Origin of the sequence: Algoriphagus sp. NF (assembly GCF_028823735.1) — a bacterium.
Classification (GTDB): Bacteria; Bacteroidota; Bacteroidia; order Cytophagales; family Cyclobacteriaceae; genus Algoriphagus; species Algoriphagus marincola.
Window position 1 is genome coordinate 33,691 of the sequence record NZ_JAPEIB010000028.1, and the last position, 16,204, is coordinate 49,894.

The following is a 16,204-nucleotide window of genomic DNA, read 5'->3' on the forward strand; positions in this document are numbered from 1 at the left end:
ACCAAAAACTGAAATAAAGATGATCATATTAATAGTAATTGTCGTTTTCTTCGCCATCATCGGATCGGTGGTAAGCAATCGGCTGAAAAGCAAATTTAAAAAGTACTCTCAGACAGCCCTTCAAGCAAATCTATCGGGTGCAGAAATCGCTAAGCTGATGCTTGCGGATAATAATATCCACGACGTGCAAGTGGTATCGGTGGAAGGTCAGTTGACAGACCACTACAATCCAATGAACAAAACTGTAAACTTGAGTCCTGATGTATATTATGGACGAAATGCCGCCGCAGCAGCAGTAGCAGCTCACGAATGTGGTCACGCTGTACAGCATGCCACTAGCTACACTTGGCTCAATTTCCGATCTGCCATGGTTCCGCTGCAGAACATTTCGGGGAAGATTTTGAATGTGGTCTTGATCGCCTCCCTTTTTGGAGGTTTTGCTTTGGGACTTCCTTATGAGTTTGTCGGATACATCGTGGTCGGCTCTTATGGGGTAATGACCCTATTCACTCTGGTGACGCTTCCTGTAGAATTTGATGCATCCAATCGAGCTTTGGCTTGGGTCCAAAATCGTAATATTGTCACTTCTTCAGAATACGCCATGTCAAAAGACGCGTTGAAATGGGCAGCCATGACTTATGTAGTCGCTGCATTGGCTTCCTTAGCGACCTTAGCTTACTATATATTTATTTTCTTTGGGAATCGAGATTGATTCAAATCAAAATAAAATTCGGAAAGGGGCAACATTTTGCCCCTTTTCTTTTTTTACTATAAATTTCAACACGTAAAATAAACCCGAATTATATAATGAATTTTGAACTGACTGAAGAGCATATTGCAGTAAGAGATGCAGCGAGGGAATTTACTCAAGCAGAACTGCTGCCGGGAGTCATCGACAGAGATACCGAAGCCCGATTCCCTAAGGAGCAAATCCAAAAAATGGGCGAATTAGGATTCATGGGAATGATGGTTGACCCTAAGTATAATGGAGGCGGAATGGATACGCTTTCTTACGTATTGGCTATGGAGGAAATCTCCAAAATTGATGCATCAGCTTCTGTGTCCATGTCTGTCAACAATTCTCTTGTTTGTTGGGGCTTAGAAAAATACGGTACCGAAGAACAAAAAGAGAAATATCTGAAGCCATTGGCTACCGGAGAGGTTCTAGGTGCGTTTTGCCTTTCTGAACCTGAAGCAGGATCGGATGCTACCTCACAAAGAACTGAAGCCAAGCTCGAAGGGGATCATTATATTCTAAACGGGACCAAAAACTGGATTACCAATGGGTCCTCAGCAAGTGTTTATTTAGTGATCGCACAAACAGACGCTAGCAAAGGACATAAAGGAATCTCAGCATTTATCGTAGAAAAAGGCTGGGAAGGATTTATCATTGGCAAAAAAGAGGATAAATTGGGCATCCGAGGAAGTGATACGCACTCCTTGATGTTTAATGATGTAAAAGTCCCTGTCGAAAACAGGATCGGTGAAGAGGGCTTTGGTTTTACCTTTGCAATGGAAACCCTCAATGGAGGCCGTATAGGTATTGCTGCACAAGCATTAGGCATAGCTGCTGGAGCTTATGAATTAGCCCTTGCCTACTCTAAGGAACGAAAGGCTTTTGGCAAACCCATCAGTCAGCATCAGGCTATTCAGTTTAAACTAGCGGATATGGCCACCCAAATAGAAGCTGCCCGAATGCTGGTATACAAAGCTGCTTGCCTCAAAGATCAGGGTGAAGACTACGCACATGCATCAGCTATGGCCAAACTCTATGCTTCGGAAGTTGCAATGAATGTGACAGTGGAAGCTGTACAAGTCCATGGAGGATATGGATATGTCAAGGAGTATCATGTGGAGCGCTTGATGCGTGATGCCAAGATCACTCAGATATATGAAGGAACATCAGAAATTCAAAAAATAGTGATATCGAGAAACCTTCTCAAGTAAGTATTACTAATTAGAATATAGGCGCAATTCAAAAAATTGCGCCTTTTTTTATTATTTTTTTTCCTTTTCAATAAATACTCTAATTTTTATAAAAGAAAAGTGCTATTTTTGTAATCAGTATTTAATGAAATATTTTAATGGAATATTACAATAAATTAATTGAATCAGTAAATATTCGCTTCCTCCGCGGATTCAATTACCAAGTTCAGAAGCCTTTCGCCGTGGCAGACCATAAAGAATTTGACAATATGCTAATTCTTCTTCATAATGGTACTGTCAAATTTGGTGAGGACCAAGAACTATTGAATGAAGGGGAAGTCTTATTCCTGCCAGGTGAAAAAAAGACCCCACTGACCATAGGAGGAGGAAATAAGCACGTGGATATTTCCATGGATAAGTTTCAGGAAAACAAACGAAAGTACCTCCAAAGTGTCAGCTTCAAAGAAATCAGAAACTCTGAAGAAGACTGTATCTCTGTAGTCAGCTTTGAATCAAAGGTATTCGACGTGGTCAACCTCTTCAATAGCTTAGATATTCCTCCCTTTATCATCCGATTCAATGACCGAATCGCCATTTTGATAGAAGATATCATGAAGGAAGTGGAGCAAACTTCCATCGGAAAGGAACGCTCACTTCGAGCGCTCAGTGAAGCATTGGTCATTGAGATTTTAAGACATATTTTGAAAAACAGACTATTTGTCGAAGAGCTTTCGACAAATGTGACGTACTTCAAAGACCCTAGATTGATAGAATTATTCAAATTCATCAAGACAAATCTCGGAGGAGATCTTTCTAATAAGGTGCTAGCACAAGTAGCCAATGTCTCTGAAGATTATGTGGGACAATATTTTAAAATGCTTACGGGCATAAATCCACAAGACTACATTGAGTATCAGCGAATGGAAGCTGCTGTAGATCTTCTTCGAACTACCAAAAAATCTATTCGAGATATCGGAAAAGAGGTAGGCTACAAAGATACTGCCTATTTCTGCAGAAGATTTAAAATGATGTATGGAGTACCAGCCGGGAAAATGCGTCGACGCGAATCACTCATCAATGTGTAAAGCAGCATTGTAAAACCGCTTATAATCTAAAACCTCGATCAAAAAATCGGGGTTTTTTTGTGCCTGATTTCCAATCACAATCAGGTCTGCATCTGCATCGAAGCAACGCTGAACCTTTTCTAAGCTATCCAAGCCACCTCCAATTATCAAAGGCATGTTTACAGCATTTTTGACTGCTTTGATCACTTCAGGAGATACTGTCGAATCCGATCCGCTTCCAGCATCAAGATAAAAATGACACATCCCCAAGTACTTTCCAGCAAGCGCTGTATTGACTATTTGGTCAATATCCTGATTTAACAAAGGAAAGGTTTCGGACTTTCGATGAACACTACAGATATCTCCATTATTGACTAGTAAATAAGCGGTTGACAATATCTCTAACTCGCTTGATCTAAGCTTCTCTACTGCTTTGACCTGCTGACCAATGAGATATTCGGGGTTTCTCCCTGACAATAAGCTCAAAAACAGAAGCGCATCTGCCTGATCGCTTATTTGCAGTTCGGAGCCTGGAAAAATCACTTTCGGGATTGAGGGAAGTTTTTGTTGAAGGGCAAAGATCAACTCGTCGACACCAGATGTAAGTCCCTGACTACCTCCTATAAAAATCAAATCCAACTCAGCTCGAGACGCCTGCCAAAAAAATTCTTCTTCGAGCTTTTCAAAATCAAACTCATCTGGATCGATCAACCATGCGACCCCTCTTTTACTGGAAAGGCTAAGATCATTCAGTATCTCACTGACCTTTTTCGAACGTCTCGGTTTGATCTGCATTGAATAAATCCTTGAGGTATTTCTCTTTTGCCAATGCAAGACCTGCAATCAGCAATCGCTGCCCGATTCCAGGCCAAAACGTAGCTTTTTCAGACTTAGTAATCTTCTTCTCAAGATCCTTGTCCAGCAAACCTTCCCGTTCCAATACCTCTAGTACTTTATCAGTTTTTCGGGAAGACTTTTTCTTTTTAAGCTGCACCACTGCAAAAACCAGCAGAGCTCCAGCCAAAACTGCTCCACCGACTTTGACCCAGTCCTCAGATTCTTTTTTTAGCAACTCAAGCTGCTTTTGAAGCGTTTGCTCTAGCTCTTCAGTTTGACGTTCCAGTTCACTCTTCATCGGACTTAAAATTTTTAGCTGCAGTTCCAATAAAATTCTTCAACCCATTTTGGATATTTTGCTTGAAAGATTTCGAGTCTCGCACCTTGTAAAGAATCAATATCATCAGCAAAAACAGTAGTCCTACGATCAAGAATCCGCTAAATGGACTTTCGAGATAACTGCTCAGAAAAAAGGCCAAAGCCAAACTCAAAAATAACAAGACCAAAAGCATCAATCCTCCAATCACCACCAGCAAAAATATTCTGGAAGTCAGTGTCAGGATTTCCTCCTGAATGTCTTGTTTGATCAGATTGATTCGAGTCTCGACCAATTTTTTGATGGTCTGAGTGATTTCAGAAATATTGAGCATACCAAAAATCTAACAATTGTTCGTTGGACGAATATAACTTAATTGAGAAGAGCAAAAAAATCAATAATCCTCAAGCGTCTCAGATTCCTCATAAAACTTATAGCGCAGGACCAGTTCAATCGCTATGCGAATAGCCTGATTAATGGGGTAAGTTTCAGTCAGAAAAGCATCAATATCAGCAAGCTTGGAATAGTAAGTAGATGCCATCGGAACCTGCAGCTCATGCTTAATGGCAGCACTTGCTTTCGCAAAAGCTTCCGGCTTTGCTTCTTTAAGAACCTTACATAGAATCAATTCTTTTTCACCCTGCTTATTGCGGCGTGCAGAACTTGAAAAAAGCCTACAAATCAGGCCTCTGTGAGTATGTTGGCTACAAAAACCCTTGCTGCCATCTTCAGAGGTAGGACGATAAAGCAGACAAAACCCTTCCGATCCCAGAGAATCAAGCATGCGTAAATTTGACTCGATAGCTCCATTTTCATAAAGCTCCAAGGCAAATGGCAAAAATTCCAAAGGACTGGCTGGTACCTTTGGATTAGCACAGCATTTCCCACACCCTATCACACAAGACAAACCTGCTTGCTGGACAAAGTCCCTACTCTCGACTTCAAGCTCCCGGAATACCTCCAAGACTGCTTGAGACTTTTCGCTTAGCTTCAAGAATTCAATGAATAATCCACAAAATTACTACGCAATCTACCGAATTGATTCTCCCTACTGTAAATTTTTTCTAACTTCAATTCAGGAATTGAAATGGCAAATGCCCAAATTTTTAAAGAAAAGACAGACTATTTAGGTCCTGAATCGTTTTAGCAGAAAAAGAATTTAGATATGAGCGAAAAAGAACTGATCAAGCAAGATGAAAAAATCAGAAAGGCATTTAAGGAGCGAGACTGGAGTGAGATAAAAAGCGCAGACTCTTGGGCGATTTTTAAAGTAATGTCCGAATTTGTAGAGGGCTTCGAAAAACTCGCTAAAATCGGTCCTTGTGTGTCAATTTTTGGATCAGCACGAACACCACGGGACCACAAGCACTATCAAATGGCTGAAGAAATCGCCGCCAAACTCGTCCGGCATGGCTATGGGGTGATTACTGGTGGCGGACCGGGCATTATGGAGGCGGGAAATAAAGGAGCCCACTCAGAGGGAGGTAAATCCGTAGGCCTGAACATAGTCCTACCCTTCGAGCAATTCAATAACATCTACATCGATCGCGATAAGCTTCTGACCTTCGATTACTTTTTCGTCAGAAAAGTTATGTTTGTCAAATACTCCCAAGGCTTTGTGGTTCTTCCTGGAGGATTCGGGACGATGGATGAGTTTTTTGAAGCGCTTACCCTAATCCAAACCAACAAAATCGGCCGTTTCCCTATCGTCTTGGTTGGTAAAAACTACTGGGAAGGCTTAGTGGACTGGATAAAAAGTACCCTTTTAGAAAATAAATACATTAGCCCGGAGGACTTGGACTTATTTTCAGTTGTAGAAAATGCCACAGAAGCGGTGCAAGTAATTGATGACTTCTACAACAAATACCTACTCAGCCCGAATTTCTAATGCCTCGATACCACCTGTTTTTCATTTACGGCATGTTGGCCCTATGTCTAGCTGGCATTGGGGCCATCCTGCTTCAAAAACCCACAAGAGATACCACTGGGCCACAATTTATGGACCGGCAGCAGGGAATGTCACCCATTCCTTTGGACTCAATCCGGATTTTTCCGATTCCCGATACCCTGAGTTTTGCGGGAGAAAGAGTACCTCTGAATAGACAAGATATCTTCGAGCGTCTGGAGCGGGAGATTTATTCCATAGCCTATTGGCAGTCCAATACCGTTCTCCTGATGAAGCGCTCCGCAAAATATCTTCCTGAAATATCTAAAACACTTCAGGAACAAGGGGTACCGGATGATTTCAAATACTTAGCAATGGCCGAATCAGGTTTGGCGAATGTCACCTCACCTGCCGGAGCAAAAGGCTTTTGGCAGTTTATGCAAGGCACCGCCAAAGATTTTGGCCTGGAGGTCAATCGCAATGTCGATGAAAGATACCATTGGCAAAAGGCTACCAAAGCAGCAACAGCCTACTTAAATCAAGCCCACAAAAAGTTTGGAAACTGGACAGCAGTAGCGGCAAGTTATAATATGGGTCAGGCTGGTTTCTCCAGAAGGCAATCCGAACAGCTGGAGGAGGATTATTATCAGCTATTGCTGAATGACGAGACAAGCAGATACATTTTTAGGATTTTGGCTTATAAAGTGATCTTTGAAAATCCTCAAGATTATGGCTTCAATCTACGCCCAAAAGACTACTATCAGGATCCAGAGATGGAAATAGTAACCGTAGAAAAAGACATCTCCAACTTAGCCGAATGGGCAAAAGGTCGAGGTTATAGCTACAAGGAACTCAAGCTTTATAATCCCTGGATGCGGGAGCGAAATCTAAATGTACGAAGAGGAAGAACTTACCAAATCCTCCTGCCCAAAAAATCATAAAACTTAAATTCCAAGAGCATGAATTCAGCAGAAAATGTTTTTTTGACCGTCAATTCAATCGCCTTTTTCTGCTGGATTTTTTTGTTTGTCTTTTACGAAAAGACATGGATTTATAAGGCGCTCTTTTCCTTTGTCATGGTTGGACTTGCCTTGACTTATGCATTTTTCATTACGCAAGCACTGACAGGGGAAAGTCAAGGTGGCTTCGATACATTAGGCAATCTAAAGTTACTTTTCGAGGATGATTTAGCCGTTTTGGCTGGCTGGATCCACTATTTGGTATTTGATTTATTTGTTGGGATGTGGATTTGTCGGGATTCCACTAGGCAAAATATTGGAAGATGGTGGATTTTACCTTGCCTCATCTTCACCTTCATGATGGGACCTGTTGGTTTACTACTCTACTTCATCATTCGGGCCAGCAAATCAGGAAAATATCTGCAGGACCCGTTTTCTGCAGGCTGAAAACCCTAAGTAACTTCTATCTGAAGATTTATTTTTCTAATAGGTATTTCCGCATGAGAAATTGTTTGTACCTTTGACGGGCAAATAGGGTTACCTCAAACCAATATTTGCTATGAATCGAAATTCCGATAAATTCCTCTTCGAAGCCCTCACCTATGATGATGTGCTTCTAGTACCAGGATACTCCGAAGTTCTCCCCCGAGAAACCGACACTTCTACCTGGCTCACCAAAAAAATCCGACTGAACATTCCTCTAGTGTCCGCAGCGATGGATACGGTAACTGAGGCTGAACTTGCCATTGCTATCGCTTTGGAAGGAGGTTTGGGATTCATCCACAAAAACATGTCCATCGAGAAGCAAGCAGCTCAAGTCCGAAAGGTAAAACGCTCGCAAGCGGGGATGATTTTGGACCCAATCACTTTGAATATTGATGCTAAGGTCCGTGATGCAGAATCTATCATGCGCGAATACCACATTGGTGGTATTCCAGTCGTTGATCAAAATCGAGTTCTGAAAGGAATCATCACCAACCGTGACCTTCGCTTCATCAAGGACCCAAATCTCCCGATCAAGCAAATCATGACGATCGAGAATCTAATCACCGCCAAATCTGGTGTATCCCTAGAGCAGGCTGAAGAGATTCTTCAGGAGTACAAAATCGAAAAATTACCGATCGTCGATGAAGATAATAAACTGACAGGCTTGATCACCTACAAGGATATTCTGAAGCGAAAGGATAAGCCTCATGCCTGTAAGGATGAATATGGCAGACTACGTGTAGGTGCAGCTGTCGGTGTGACCGCAGACATCGTAAGTAGGGTAGAGGCTTTGGTTCAAGCAGGTGTAGACGTAGTGTCTATCGATACTGCGCATGGACACTCCAAAGGCGTAATTGAAACTTGTAAAAAAATCAAAACAGCATTCCCTGACTTAGAGGTCATCGTTGGAAATATTGCTACTCCCGAAGCGGCAATAGCTTTGGCGGATGCCGGAGCTGATGCAGTAAAGGTCGGAGTAGGTCCAGGTTCCATTTGTACCACACGAATCATTGCCGGAGTTGGAGTTCCTCAGCTTTCAGCAGTATTCGAATGCTCACAAGCTTTAAAGGAAAGAGGAGTACCTGTAATTGCGGATGGGGGTATTCGATATTCAGGCGACTTGGTAAAAGCCGTCGCGGCTGGAGGTAGTTCTATTATGATTGGCTCCCTACTTGCTGGTACCGAAGAAGCACCTGGTGAAATGATCATTTTCGAAGGAAGAAAATTCAAGTCCTATCGGGGAATGGGTTCATTGGAAGCCATGGAATCTGGCTCCAAAGATCGTTACTTCCAGGATGCAGAAGACAATATCAAAAAGCTAGTGCCTGAGGGCATCGTAGGCCGTGTACCTTACAAAGGCTTGGTAGCAGAGGTCCTTTACCAACTCGTGGGTGGACTACAAGCAGGTATGGGATACTGCGGTACCAAAACAATCGACGACTTACAGAAAAATGGCAAGTTTGTGAAAATCACCGCTGCAGGTGTGAAAGAGTCGCATCCTCACGATGTGAGTGTGACTAGAGAAGCTCCAAACTACAGCTTGAAATCATAATTTGACCAATCCATTATCCTTTTCAAATTTTTGGAAAGGGCATAAAAAAACCCGGCTACTAAGCCGGGTTTTTGCATTTATAGGTTTTGCTGATTAAGCTACTTTTTTCGCTTCTTTTTCTTTATCCAACTCTTTCTTCATCAAGTCTACTACAATCGGAGTAGCGATGTATACAGAAGAATAAGTACCTACTAGAATACCGATGAACAAGGCGAAGGAGAATCCTCTCAAGACCTCACCACCGAAAATCAATAGTACTAATACCACGATCAAAGTGGTGAATGAAGTAATCAAGGTTCTACCCAAGGTAAGGTTGATCGCCTCATTGAAGATATTCACCAGTTTACCGGTGCCTCTCAGCTCGATATTTTCACGAATACGGTCAAAAACGATCACCGTATCGTTGATCGAGTAACCGATCACCGTCAATATCGCAGCTATAAATACTTGATCGATCTCAAAGGTCGCACCCAGTGCGGTAGCAATTGCAAATGCTGCAATTACAAATAATGTATCGTGAACCAAGGCAGCAATTGATGCCAATGAGAATTGCCACTTTCGGAATCGTACCAAAATGTAAAGGAAGATAGCAATCAAGGCTACGATCATGGCTTCGGCAGAGGAAGTCTTGATATCGTCTGCTACAGTCGCCCCCACTTTCGAGGATCCAGTAATTGCGAATTGGCCGGTGCCTAGGTTTTCAGCATTATCTGTGAAAGAGAAGCCAGTGACTGTGGCAATTCCTTCTTTTACCTTTTCTTCTACCTGACGGTTGGACTCGTCATCATCCTCGTTGATCAGATAGGAGGTGGTCACTTTCAGGACATTATTCGCACCATAAGTTTTAACCTCTACGGAGCCATCAAATTCGCCATCCAGTCCTACTTTCAATTCAGAAGGAACTACCGGCTCTTCAAAAGCAACGATATAAGATCGACCACCTGTAAAGTCAACACCAAACTTTAACCCGTTTACAGCGGCGATAGCCAAACCGACAATGATGATCGCGGATGAAATCAAATAGGCAGTCTTTCGCTTGCTTAAGAAATCGAAGTTCAAGCCAGTCAATGCATTTTTAGCAAATGGCGTTGCGAAGCTGATAGAGCTCTTTTCTCCTTTTTTGCTCATCCAGTGAACAATCACTCGAGTGATAAATACCGCTGAGAAGAAGGACGAAGCAATACCGATCATCAATACGATGGCAAAGCCTTTTACTGGACCTTGTCCCAAAGCGTAAAGAATGGCACCAGTCAAGAATGTCGTCACATTGGAGTCCAAGATGGCTGAGAAGGCTTTGTTATAACCTGCATTGATTGAAGCAAGTAGACCTGCTCCATTTCGAAGTTCCTCCTTGATTCGCTCAAAGATGAGTACGTTCGCATCAATGGACATACCGATAGTCAATACGATACCGGCGATACCAGGCAATGTCAAAGCTGCTCCCAACTGAGCAAGGATTCCTAGAATGAAGAAGATGTTGAATACCAATGCCGCGATAGCAACCAATCCACCTTTGGAATAGTATGCTACCATGAAAAGGACAACTAAGACAAGACCTGCGACCATGGAAATGATACCTTGGCCTTGAGCTTCTTTACCCAATGTTGGGCCGATGATGCTTTCTTCTACGATTTGAGTTGGCGCAGGAAGTGATCCTGACTTCAGAATGTTTGCCAAATCCTGTGCTTCCTGCAGGGTGAAAGATCCTGAAATTTCAGACTGACCTGTAGGAATTTCGCCATTTACTACCGGTGCTGTGTACACATAGTCATCCAAAACTACTGCGATACGACGACCGATATTTGCACCTGTAAGTGATCTCCACTTTCTGGCACCTTCTGCATTCATTTGCATGGACACAGCAGGACGGGAAGTCTGATCAAGTACCTGACGAGCGTCAGTTACCACATCACCTTCTAGAGGCGCTTGATCTGCTCCTCGAGGAGCTCTGATGGCATAAAGCTCAAGAATCTCCAAATCTGTACCTTCTGGTACAAATGGCTTCACACCCCAAAGCAACTTAATGTCTCTTGGAAGTAGTGATTTGTAATCTGGGTTTTTAAGGATTCGGTTGATAATAATAGTATCACGAACCTGATAGGCAAGACCATAATTCGGCTGAATTAGGCTGTAGATCGGAGAAACGTCATTGGAAGGATTCATTGGATCGATCTCCGCCAACTGCTTTTCAAGCGCATTTCGAAGAGAATCTTCCTCTGTCATATTCTCTGTAGATACCGTGTCTTCGTCGCTAGTATCTGCATTTTGATTATCAGCTACCCAAGCAGCGTTGATCGCGTCAAGGGAACCGCCTAGTTCGTTTAATTCGGCTACTTCCCAAAACTGCAATTTCGCTACTCCTTGAAGTAGGTTTCTTACACGCTCCTGGTTATCTACACCTGGAAGCTCTACCTGAATACGACCAGTTCCTTGAATTCGCTGAATGTTTGGCTGAGAAGTACCAAATCGGTCAATTCGTGTACGAAGAATGTTGAAAGATCTTTCGATTGCATTTTCAACTTCTGTGTCGATGATCTCTAGAATTTCTGCATCAGATGACTCCAGGGAGATACGGCCACGATTGGCAGCTGTTGCAAAAATACTGCTTAGCTGACGATCTGGGTTGTTGCTTTGCCATGCGGAATAGAATAGATCCACATACTTTTCAGTTGAGGTTTTAGCAGCTTCGCGAGCTTCATCTACAGCCTGATTGAATCCAGGGTCTTTGGGATTTCCTGCAAGACCCTTTACGATTTCCACTGGGGAAACCTCCAAGGTCACGTGCATTCCTCCTTGAAGGTCTAGACCTAGACCCAATTCGGTTTCTTTGATTTCTTGATAGGTAAAATCTGCCCCTAAGAAGTTGTACACCGGCTCTCTCCAAATAGAGTCCAGGTAGGATCTTCTTTTGGCAAAATCTACGTTGCCATCCGCTTCGACGGCATATTCAGTGGCTTGTTTTTGAATACCACTTGATACAAATGTGAATGACAGATAATACAGACACAAGCCTGTGATCACCACTGTCAAAAACACAATGACTCCTTTGTTTTGCATTGGATTATAGAATTAATTATTGATTTCTTAAATAGAATAAGGAAGCATAGACCAATAGGTCATGCATGGAAATTGGCAAGAAAAAGAAGGAAAACTAGGGCCCGAGCGTGGAAATAATCCGCTCAAAAAGTATCTCAACCAGCTGATTGGATGGAGCAAAGGATGCCGATTCAACGGTAAATGACCTTGGCTCGAAGCTGATAATGTCATAAATAAAGTATAAGGCTGTCTGGGTCAATTGCACCGCAAAAGGGACCACAGCATCTACTGCCATGGAGATGACAGCCTGCTCACTTCCATCCTCGGTGGATTGATGCTCAATCTTATTGATTTCGGGATGAGTGACGTATTCTAATGAGGAGACAAAAAAGCACAGCAATAGTGCCAAGGCCAATGTGAACCTTCGCTGCCATAAAATGTTATTTTGTGCTTTTTGCTTCATGCTGCGCAAATATAGAGAATATTTACAATGTAAAAGCCCTTTCCTGAGAGTTTTAGCTTGATTTCGCTTTGAGGTAAGCGCGAATGACCTCCAAACCCTTATCAAAGTTCAAATTGTTTGGAATGATCAAATCAGCGTCATTTTTGAAAGGCTTGATGTACTTTTCATAGGTTGGCATCACATGCATTTCATACCGATAAAGCACATCGTCGAGATCATATCCTCGCTCTACTTTGTCACGGATGATTCTGCGCTTGAGTTTGATGTGATCCTTGGCATCGATGAATATTTTCAGATCGAGCAAGTCCGAAAGCTCAGGATAGTACAATACGAATATTCCCTCCACCACGATAACCGGTGCAGGATGAAAGGTGAGCATCGCCGGTTTTTTAGCGGCATTGTTAAAAGTGTACTCTTCTCTGTAAATTGTCTCTCCTGCTTGAATCCTACGAATATCAGCCGCATAGGCTTCAAAGTCTATGCTTTGAGGGGTATCAAAATTATGTATCCCTTGCGCATCGATTGGCTGCAAATGCCTTGGTTTATAGTAGTTGTCCTGCGAGATCAAACAAACCTCTCCTGGATCAAAACTTCCCAAAAGTCTTTCCAAAAAAAGTGTCTTACCTGAGGCAGAACCCCCTGTGATTCCTACTATAAATGGCCGTCCCATGTGCTGAATTTTGCCACAAGTTTAAAAATTTTTACTCGTTAAAAATTGAACTAATGTATGAACCGCCTTTCCACGGTGAGAAATGCGGTTTTTTTCTTCCATATCAAGCTCTGCAAAGGTCCGATTCATTCCTTCCGGCACAAAAACAGGGTCATACCCGAATCCCCTTTCGCCTCTTCGTTCTTCGATAATTTTCCCCTTAGCTACCCCTTCAAAAGCATATTCATCCTCACCCAAAATCAAAGCGATCACAGTCCGAAACTGAGCTTCTCTATTGCTTATTCCACTTAGATTTTTCAACAAAAGGTCCACATTCCTTTCATCCGATCGGGGCTCACCTGCATAGCGACCGGAGTAGACTCCTGGTTCACCTTGAAGAGCTGCAACTTCCAAACCTGTGTCATCCGCAAAGCAATCTACGCCATACTTCTCCTTGACATATCGAGCTTTTTGGAAAGCATTGTGATCAAGCGTATCTCCAGTCTCAGGAAGCTCTTCCTCACAACCAATTTCTTTGAGTGAAACTATTTTGATGGAATCAGGAAGAGCTGCCTTGACCTCTTCTATTTTCTTCGAGTTGTTGGTGGCAAAGCAAATTTTCATGCGTATATAATTTGTTTTTCAGCGGCAACATAGCTTGACCCGAACTTGATTCGGGAGAATCCCTACTTTGATATATCGGGGAATTCCCCTGTGTGAGGAGCCATTCACATGGGCATTTCATATCCAAAAGTACAGAATATTCCTAAGACGAATTATCGGTTTTTAAGCGGTTTTATATTGTCATTACTTTTCGAAGAACTAAATTCGGACAGATTTTTAAATCTCCTATTTATGAAAAAAATCACGGTCTATTGCGGCTCAAAAAAAGGCAACTCCTCTGTTTTCGAATCAGCTGCAAGAGCACTTGCACAAGAGATGATCAATCGAGACCTATCCTTGGTCTATGGAGCTGGGCGGGTAGGGCTCATGGGGGTGATTGCAGATGAAATGCTGGCTGCGGGGCAGGAAGTTTTGGGAATTATTCCACAAAAACTCGTTGACCGGGAGGTAGCACACTCAGGATGTACAGAGCTAGTCATCGTCGAGACCATGCGCGACCGAAAATGGCTAATGGCGGAGCGAGGTGATGGTTTTATTGCCATGCCGGGTGGAATCGGGACTTTAGAGGAACTGTTTGAAATTATGACATTGAATCAATTGCACTATATTCAGAAACCCCTCGCACTTTATAATGTCAACGGCTATTATGACATGCTCATCGAATTTCTAAATCATGCAATGAAAGAGGGCTTTTTATACCCTGAGCAGGAAGAACTCTTGATCATTTCTGATGATCCTGTGGAGCTTTTGGATCAAATGCAAGCCTACCAAGCCAGAAGACCGGCTGACTGGTAAAAGACAGTTTTTCAAAAGGAATTATTTTTTGATTTGAAATAATATTTGGATAATTCTCGTTCTGCATCAAAAGAATTTTATCCAGAATTGGATTTTTTCTATTTTTGCCAGAGTTCGAACTGAAAATGATTCAAAAACTTTTCCCATTAGACAAAAATTATATCCTTAGACAAGCGCAGTTTGCGCTAGAAGAGGAACTTTTGGATCAGATGGTATACGAACTCAAGCGATCCTACACTTACCTCTACAATCCACTAAAACTCATGGACAGCACCTATGCCGTGATTTTAGACGGGTTTGAGTTTCCTACCGATCGCATTCGAATGATCTATCGGCAGCTTTGTGGCGTTTACCGCTATCAACAACAAGACAATCAGCTAGAACTGCTATTTGACGGCAAATCGCATTTTGACAAGTTTAAGGAAGAGTGGGAGGCTGCGTTTATCTCGATGATTCGTCAGTTGGGTCAAAATGAGCAATACGTCAAAACCATGCTTCGGATGACGCTATTGTTTGATACAGAGTCTCGTGCTGAGTGGGCCGAAAACCACTGCAAAGCTTTTATCAATCAACACTTCGGAATTCGGGTGGTGAAGAGACATGGCGAATTGTTTCTAAAAGTTAGCTAGGATGTAAGTCCTTTACTTTTTACTGAAAGCAAACTTCACCAGCACATCCAAGGGTATAAAATCCAAGCTTCGCTCATGGGTGGCTTCCAACACCACCTCCGGAGCTACTCCTGCTTCATAGGCTTCCTTCCAGCGGAGTACACACAAGCACCAGCGATCTTCAGGTTTTAGACCGGGAAAAAGATATTCAGGCCTTGGTGTAATCAGGTCGTTACCCTGCTTCCTTGAAAAATCTAAAAATTCCTCCGTTACAATCGCGCAGACTGTATGAGTCCCATGATCAGTCTGTCCCGTACTGCAGCAGCCATCTCTGAAAAATCCAGTCAATGGATCCGTGCTACAGGGAATCAATTTTTCCCCAAAGACATTTTTATCCGCTTCTTTCTGAAAGTTTTCCTGCATCTTCTTTTTGATTTTGGGTACAAAATTTACAACCTCCCAAAGTCCATTCGGTTCACTGTTGCGCTTCTAAACGCTCAAGCAATCCTTCCAAAACTTCATCTTTTTCATCAAGCAAATGATCCCGAATCAAAATATCCGGAATCACCCCTTCATTCTTAGTACTTCCATTGACTCGTACAAGATAGCCTTTGGAGAGTTGTAAGGTGATTGCGGTATTGGGAAGGGAAATGTAAAAAACCGAAGCCATCAAAGAAGGATATTCACCCGTTTCTTCACCCACGATGGTTGCAAAATCATAATCCTGAATTTGTGCAGCAGTGACGGCGGACTGAGAATGAGACTGCCTATTGACCAAAACATAGACATTTCCTTCAAACCGTTTTTCTTTTGGTTGAGGGTCATGTTCTCCAAACTCGTAGGGATAGACCGTGCCATTCTCCTTATTCAAGGCACTTGCCCAGAAGGCATTTGTGGTATCCCGATTACTTCTAATATCCTCTTTTAAAAGTTGGCTCGTTTTCAAAGAATAGGAAGAATTCCAACGAAAAGGCCTGTCAGCAAAATAGGAAACCAAGTAATCG

Annotated in this window: 19 protein-coding genes; 9 read left to right on the forward strand and 10 right to left on the reverse strand. The window is 42.5% G+C overall.

Annotated elements, in window-relative coordinates; translation table 11 throughout:
- Positions 1-19 precede the first annotated feature (19 nt).
- From OU792_RS13400 to OU792_RS13410, 3 genes are all read left to right on the forward strand, one after another.
- Entirely contained in the window at positions 20-712 is a 693-nt protein-coding gene (locus OU792_RS13400; RefSeq protein ID WP_035483586.1) for a zinc metallopeptidase, read from the forward strand.
- Positions 713-807: 95 nt separating this feature from the next.
- Positions 808-1,947, forward strand: coding sequence for an acyl-CoA dehydrogenase (locus tag OU792_RS13405; RefSeq protein ID WP_222584413.1), 1,140 nt, complete (start codon positions 808-810; stop codon positions 1,945-1,947).
- Positions 1,948-2,084: 137 nt separating this feature from the next.
- Positions 2,085-3,011, forward strand: coding sequence for an AraC family transcriptional regulator (locus OU792_RS13410; RefSeq protein WP_026946325.1), 927 nt, complete (start codon positions 2,085-2,087; stop codon positions 3,009-3,011).
- Here OU792_RS13410 and OU792_RS13415 read toward each other — a convergent pair.
- The 4 genes from OU792_RS13415 to OU792_RS13430 are packed head-to-tail and all read right to left on the reverse strand — an operon-like array spanning position 2,994 to position 5,137.
- Positions 2,994-3,785, reverse strand: coding sequence for a geranylgeranylglyceryl/heptaprenylglyceryl phosphate synthase (locus OU792_RS13415; protein ID WP_134200332.1), 792 nt, complete (start codon positions 3,783-3,785; stop codon positions 2,994-2,996). The two genes, OU792_RS13410 and OU792_RS13415, sit on opposite strands and share 18 nt — an antisense overlap.
- A complete protein-coding gene (locus OU792_RS13420; protein WP_026946323.1) occupies positions 3,748-4,125 on the reverse strand; it encodes a hypothetical protein in 378 nt (125 codons plus the stop codon). The genes OU792_RS13415 and OU792_RS13420 overlap by 38 nt, the downstream gene beginning before the upstream one ends.
- Positions 4,115-4,477: a phage holin family protein gene (locus OU792_RS13425; RefSeq protein ID WP_081701412.1), complete on the reverse strand. Its 363-nt coding sequence runs from the start codon at positions 4,475-4,477 to the stop codon at positions 4,115-4,117. The genes OU792_RS13420 and OU792_RS13425 overlap by 11 nt, the downstream gene beginning before the upstream one ends.
- 60 nt (positions 4,478-4,537) lie before the next feature.
- Positions 4,538-5,137: a YkgJ family cysteine cluster protein gene (locus OU792_RS13430; protein ID WP_274670439.1), complete on the reverse strand. Its 600-nt coding sequence runs from the start codon at positions 5,135-5,137 to the stop codon at positions 4,538-4,540.
- Positions 5,138-5,308: 171 nt separating this feature from the next.
- On the opposite strand from OU792_RS13430, the gene OU792_RS13435 reads away from it, so the two are divergent.
- The 4 genes from OU792_RS13435 to guaB all read left to right on the forward strand — a co-directional run bounded on the left by OU792_RS13435 (position 5,309) and on the right by guaB (position 9,025).
- Positions 5,309-6,031, forward strand: a complete 723-nt coding sequence (locus tag OU792_RS13435) for an LOG family protein (protein ID WP_026946321.1) — start codon at positions 5,309-5,311, stop codon at positions 6,029-6,031.
- Entirely contained in the window at positions 6,031-6,969 is a 939-nt protein-coding gene (locus tag OU792_RS13440) for a lytic transglycosylase domain-containing protein (protein ID WP_274670440.1), read from the forward strand. The genes OU792_RS13435 and OU792_RS13440 overlap by 1 nt, the downstream gene beginning before the upstream one ends.
- Positions 6,970-6,987: 18 nt before the next feature.
- Positions 6,988-7,434, forward strand: coding sequence for an ABA4-like family protein (locus OU792_RS13445; RefSeq protein ID WP_274670441.1), 447 nt, complete (start codon positions 6,988-6,990; stop codon positions 7,432-7,434).
- A gap of 112 nt (positions 7,435-7,546) precedes the next feature.
- On the forward strand, positions 7,547-9,025 hold the full coding sequence (gene guaB, locus OU792_RS13450) for an IMP dehydrogenase (protein WP_026946319.1): 1,479 nt from the start codon (positions 7,547-7,549) through the stop codon (positions 9,023-9,025).
- 93 nt (positions 9,026-9,118) lie between these two features.
- On the opposite strand, the gene secDF is transcribed toward guaB, so the two are convergent.
- The 4 genes from secDF to OU792_RS13470 all read right to left on the reverse strand — a co-directional run bounded on the left by secDF (position 9,119) and on the right by OU792_RS13470 (position 13,797).
- Entirely contained in the window at positions 9,119-12,082 is a 2,964-nt protein-coding gene (secDF, locus tag OU792_RS13455; RefSeq protein WP_274670442.1) for a protein translocase subunit SecDF, read from the reverse strand.
- A 94-nt stretch (positions 12,083-12,176) separates the two neighbouring features.
- Positions 12,177-12,524 (reverse strand): hypothetical protein, encoded by a 348-nt coding sequence (locus OU792_RS13460; protein ID WP_026946317.1) that lies wholly within the window; start codon positions 12,522-12,524, stop codon positions 12,177-12,179.
- A gap of 52 nt (positions 12,525-12,576) precedes the next feature.
- Positions 12,577-13,194 carry a uridine kinase family protein gene (locus tag OU792_RS13465; protein WP_026946316.1) on the reverse strand — a complete coding sequence of 206 codons (618 nt, stop codon included), beginning with the start codon at positions 13,192-13,194 and terminating at the stop codon, positions 12,577-12,579.
- Between the two features lie 21 nt (positions 13,195-13,215).
- Complete coding sequence (locus tag OU792_RS13470) at positions 13,216-13,797, reverse strand: non-canonical purine NTP diphosphatase (RefSeq protein WP_274670443.1); 582 nt, start codon at positions 13,795-13,797, stop codon at positions 13,216-13,218.
- 231 nt (positions 13,798-14,028) lie between these two features.
- Here OU792_RS13470 and OU792_RS13475 point away from each other — a divergent pair, with 231 nt between their 5' ends.
- A complete protein-coding gene (locus tag OU792_RS13475; RefSeq protein ID WP_026946314.1) occupies positions 14,029-14,592 on the forward strand; it encodes an LOG family protein in 564 nt (187 codons plus the stop codon).
- A 125-nt stretch (positions 14,593-14,717) separates the two neighbouring features.
- Positions 14,718-15,221: a hypothetical protein gene (locus OU792_RS13480; protein ID WP_274670444.1), complete on the forward strand. Its 504-nt coding sequence runs from the start codon at positions 14,718-14,720 to the stop codon at positions 15,219-15,221.
- A gap of 12 nt (positions 15,222-15,233) precedes the next feature.
- Here the strand turns inward: OU792_RS13480 and OU792_RS13485 are convergent, their stop codons facing one another.
- Both OU792_RS13485 and OU792_RS13490 read right to left on the reverse strand, forming a co-directional pair.
- Positions 15,234-15,623, reverse strand: coding sequence for a DUF2237 family protein (locus OU792_RS13485; RefSeq protein ID WP_274670445.1), 390 nt, complete (start codon positions 15,621-15,623; stop codon positions 15,234-15,236).
- A gap of 52 nt (positions 15,624-15,675) precedes the next feature.
- A partial coding sequence (locus tag OU792_RS13490; RefSeq protein WP_274670446.1) for a S41 family peptidase occupies positions 15,676-16,204 on the reverse strand: 529 nt, incomplete at its 5' end.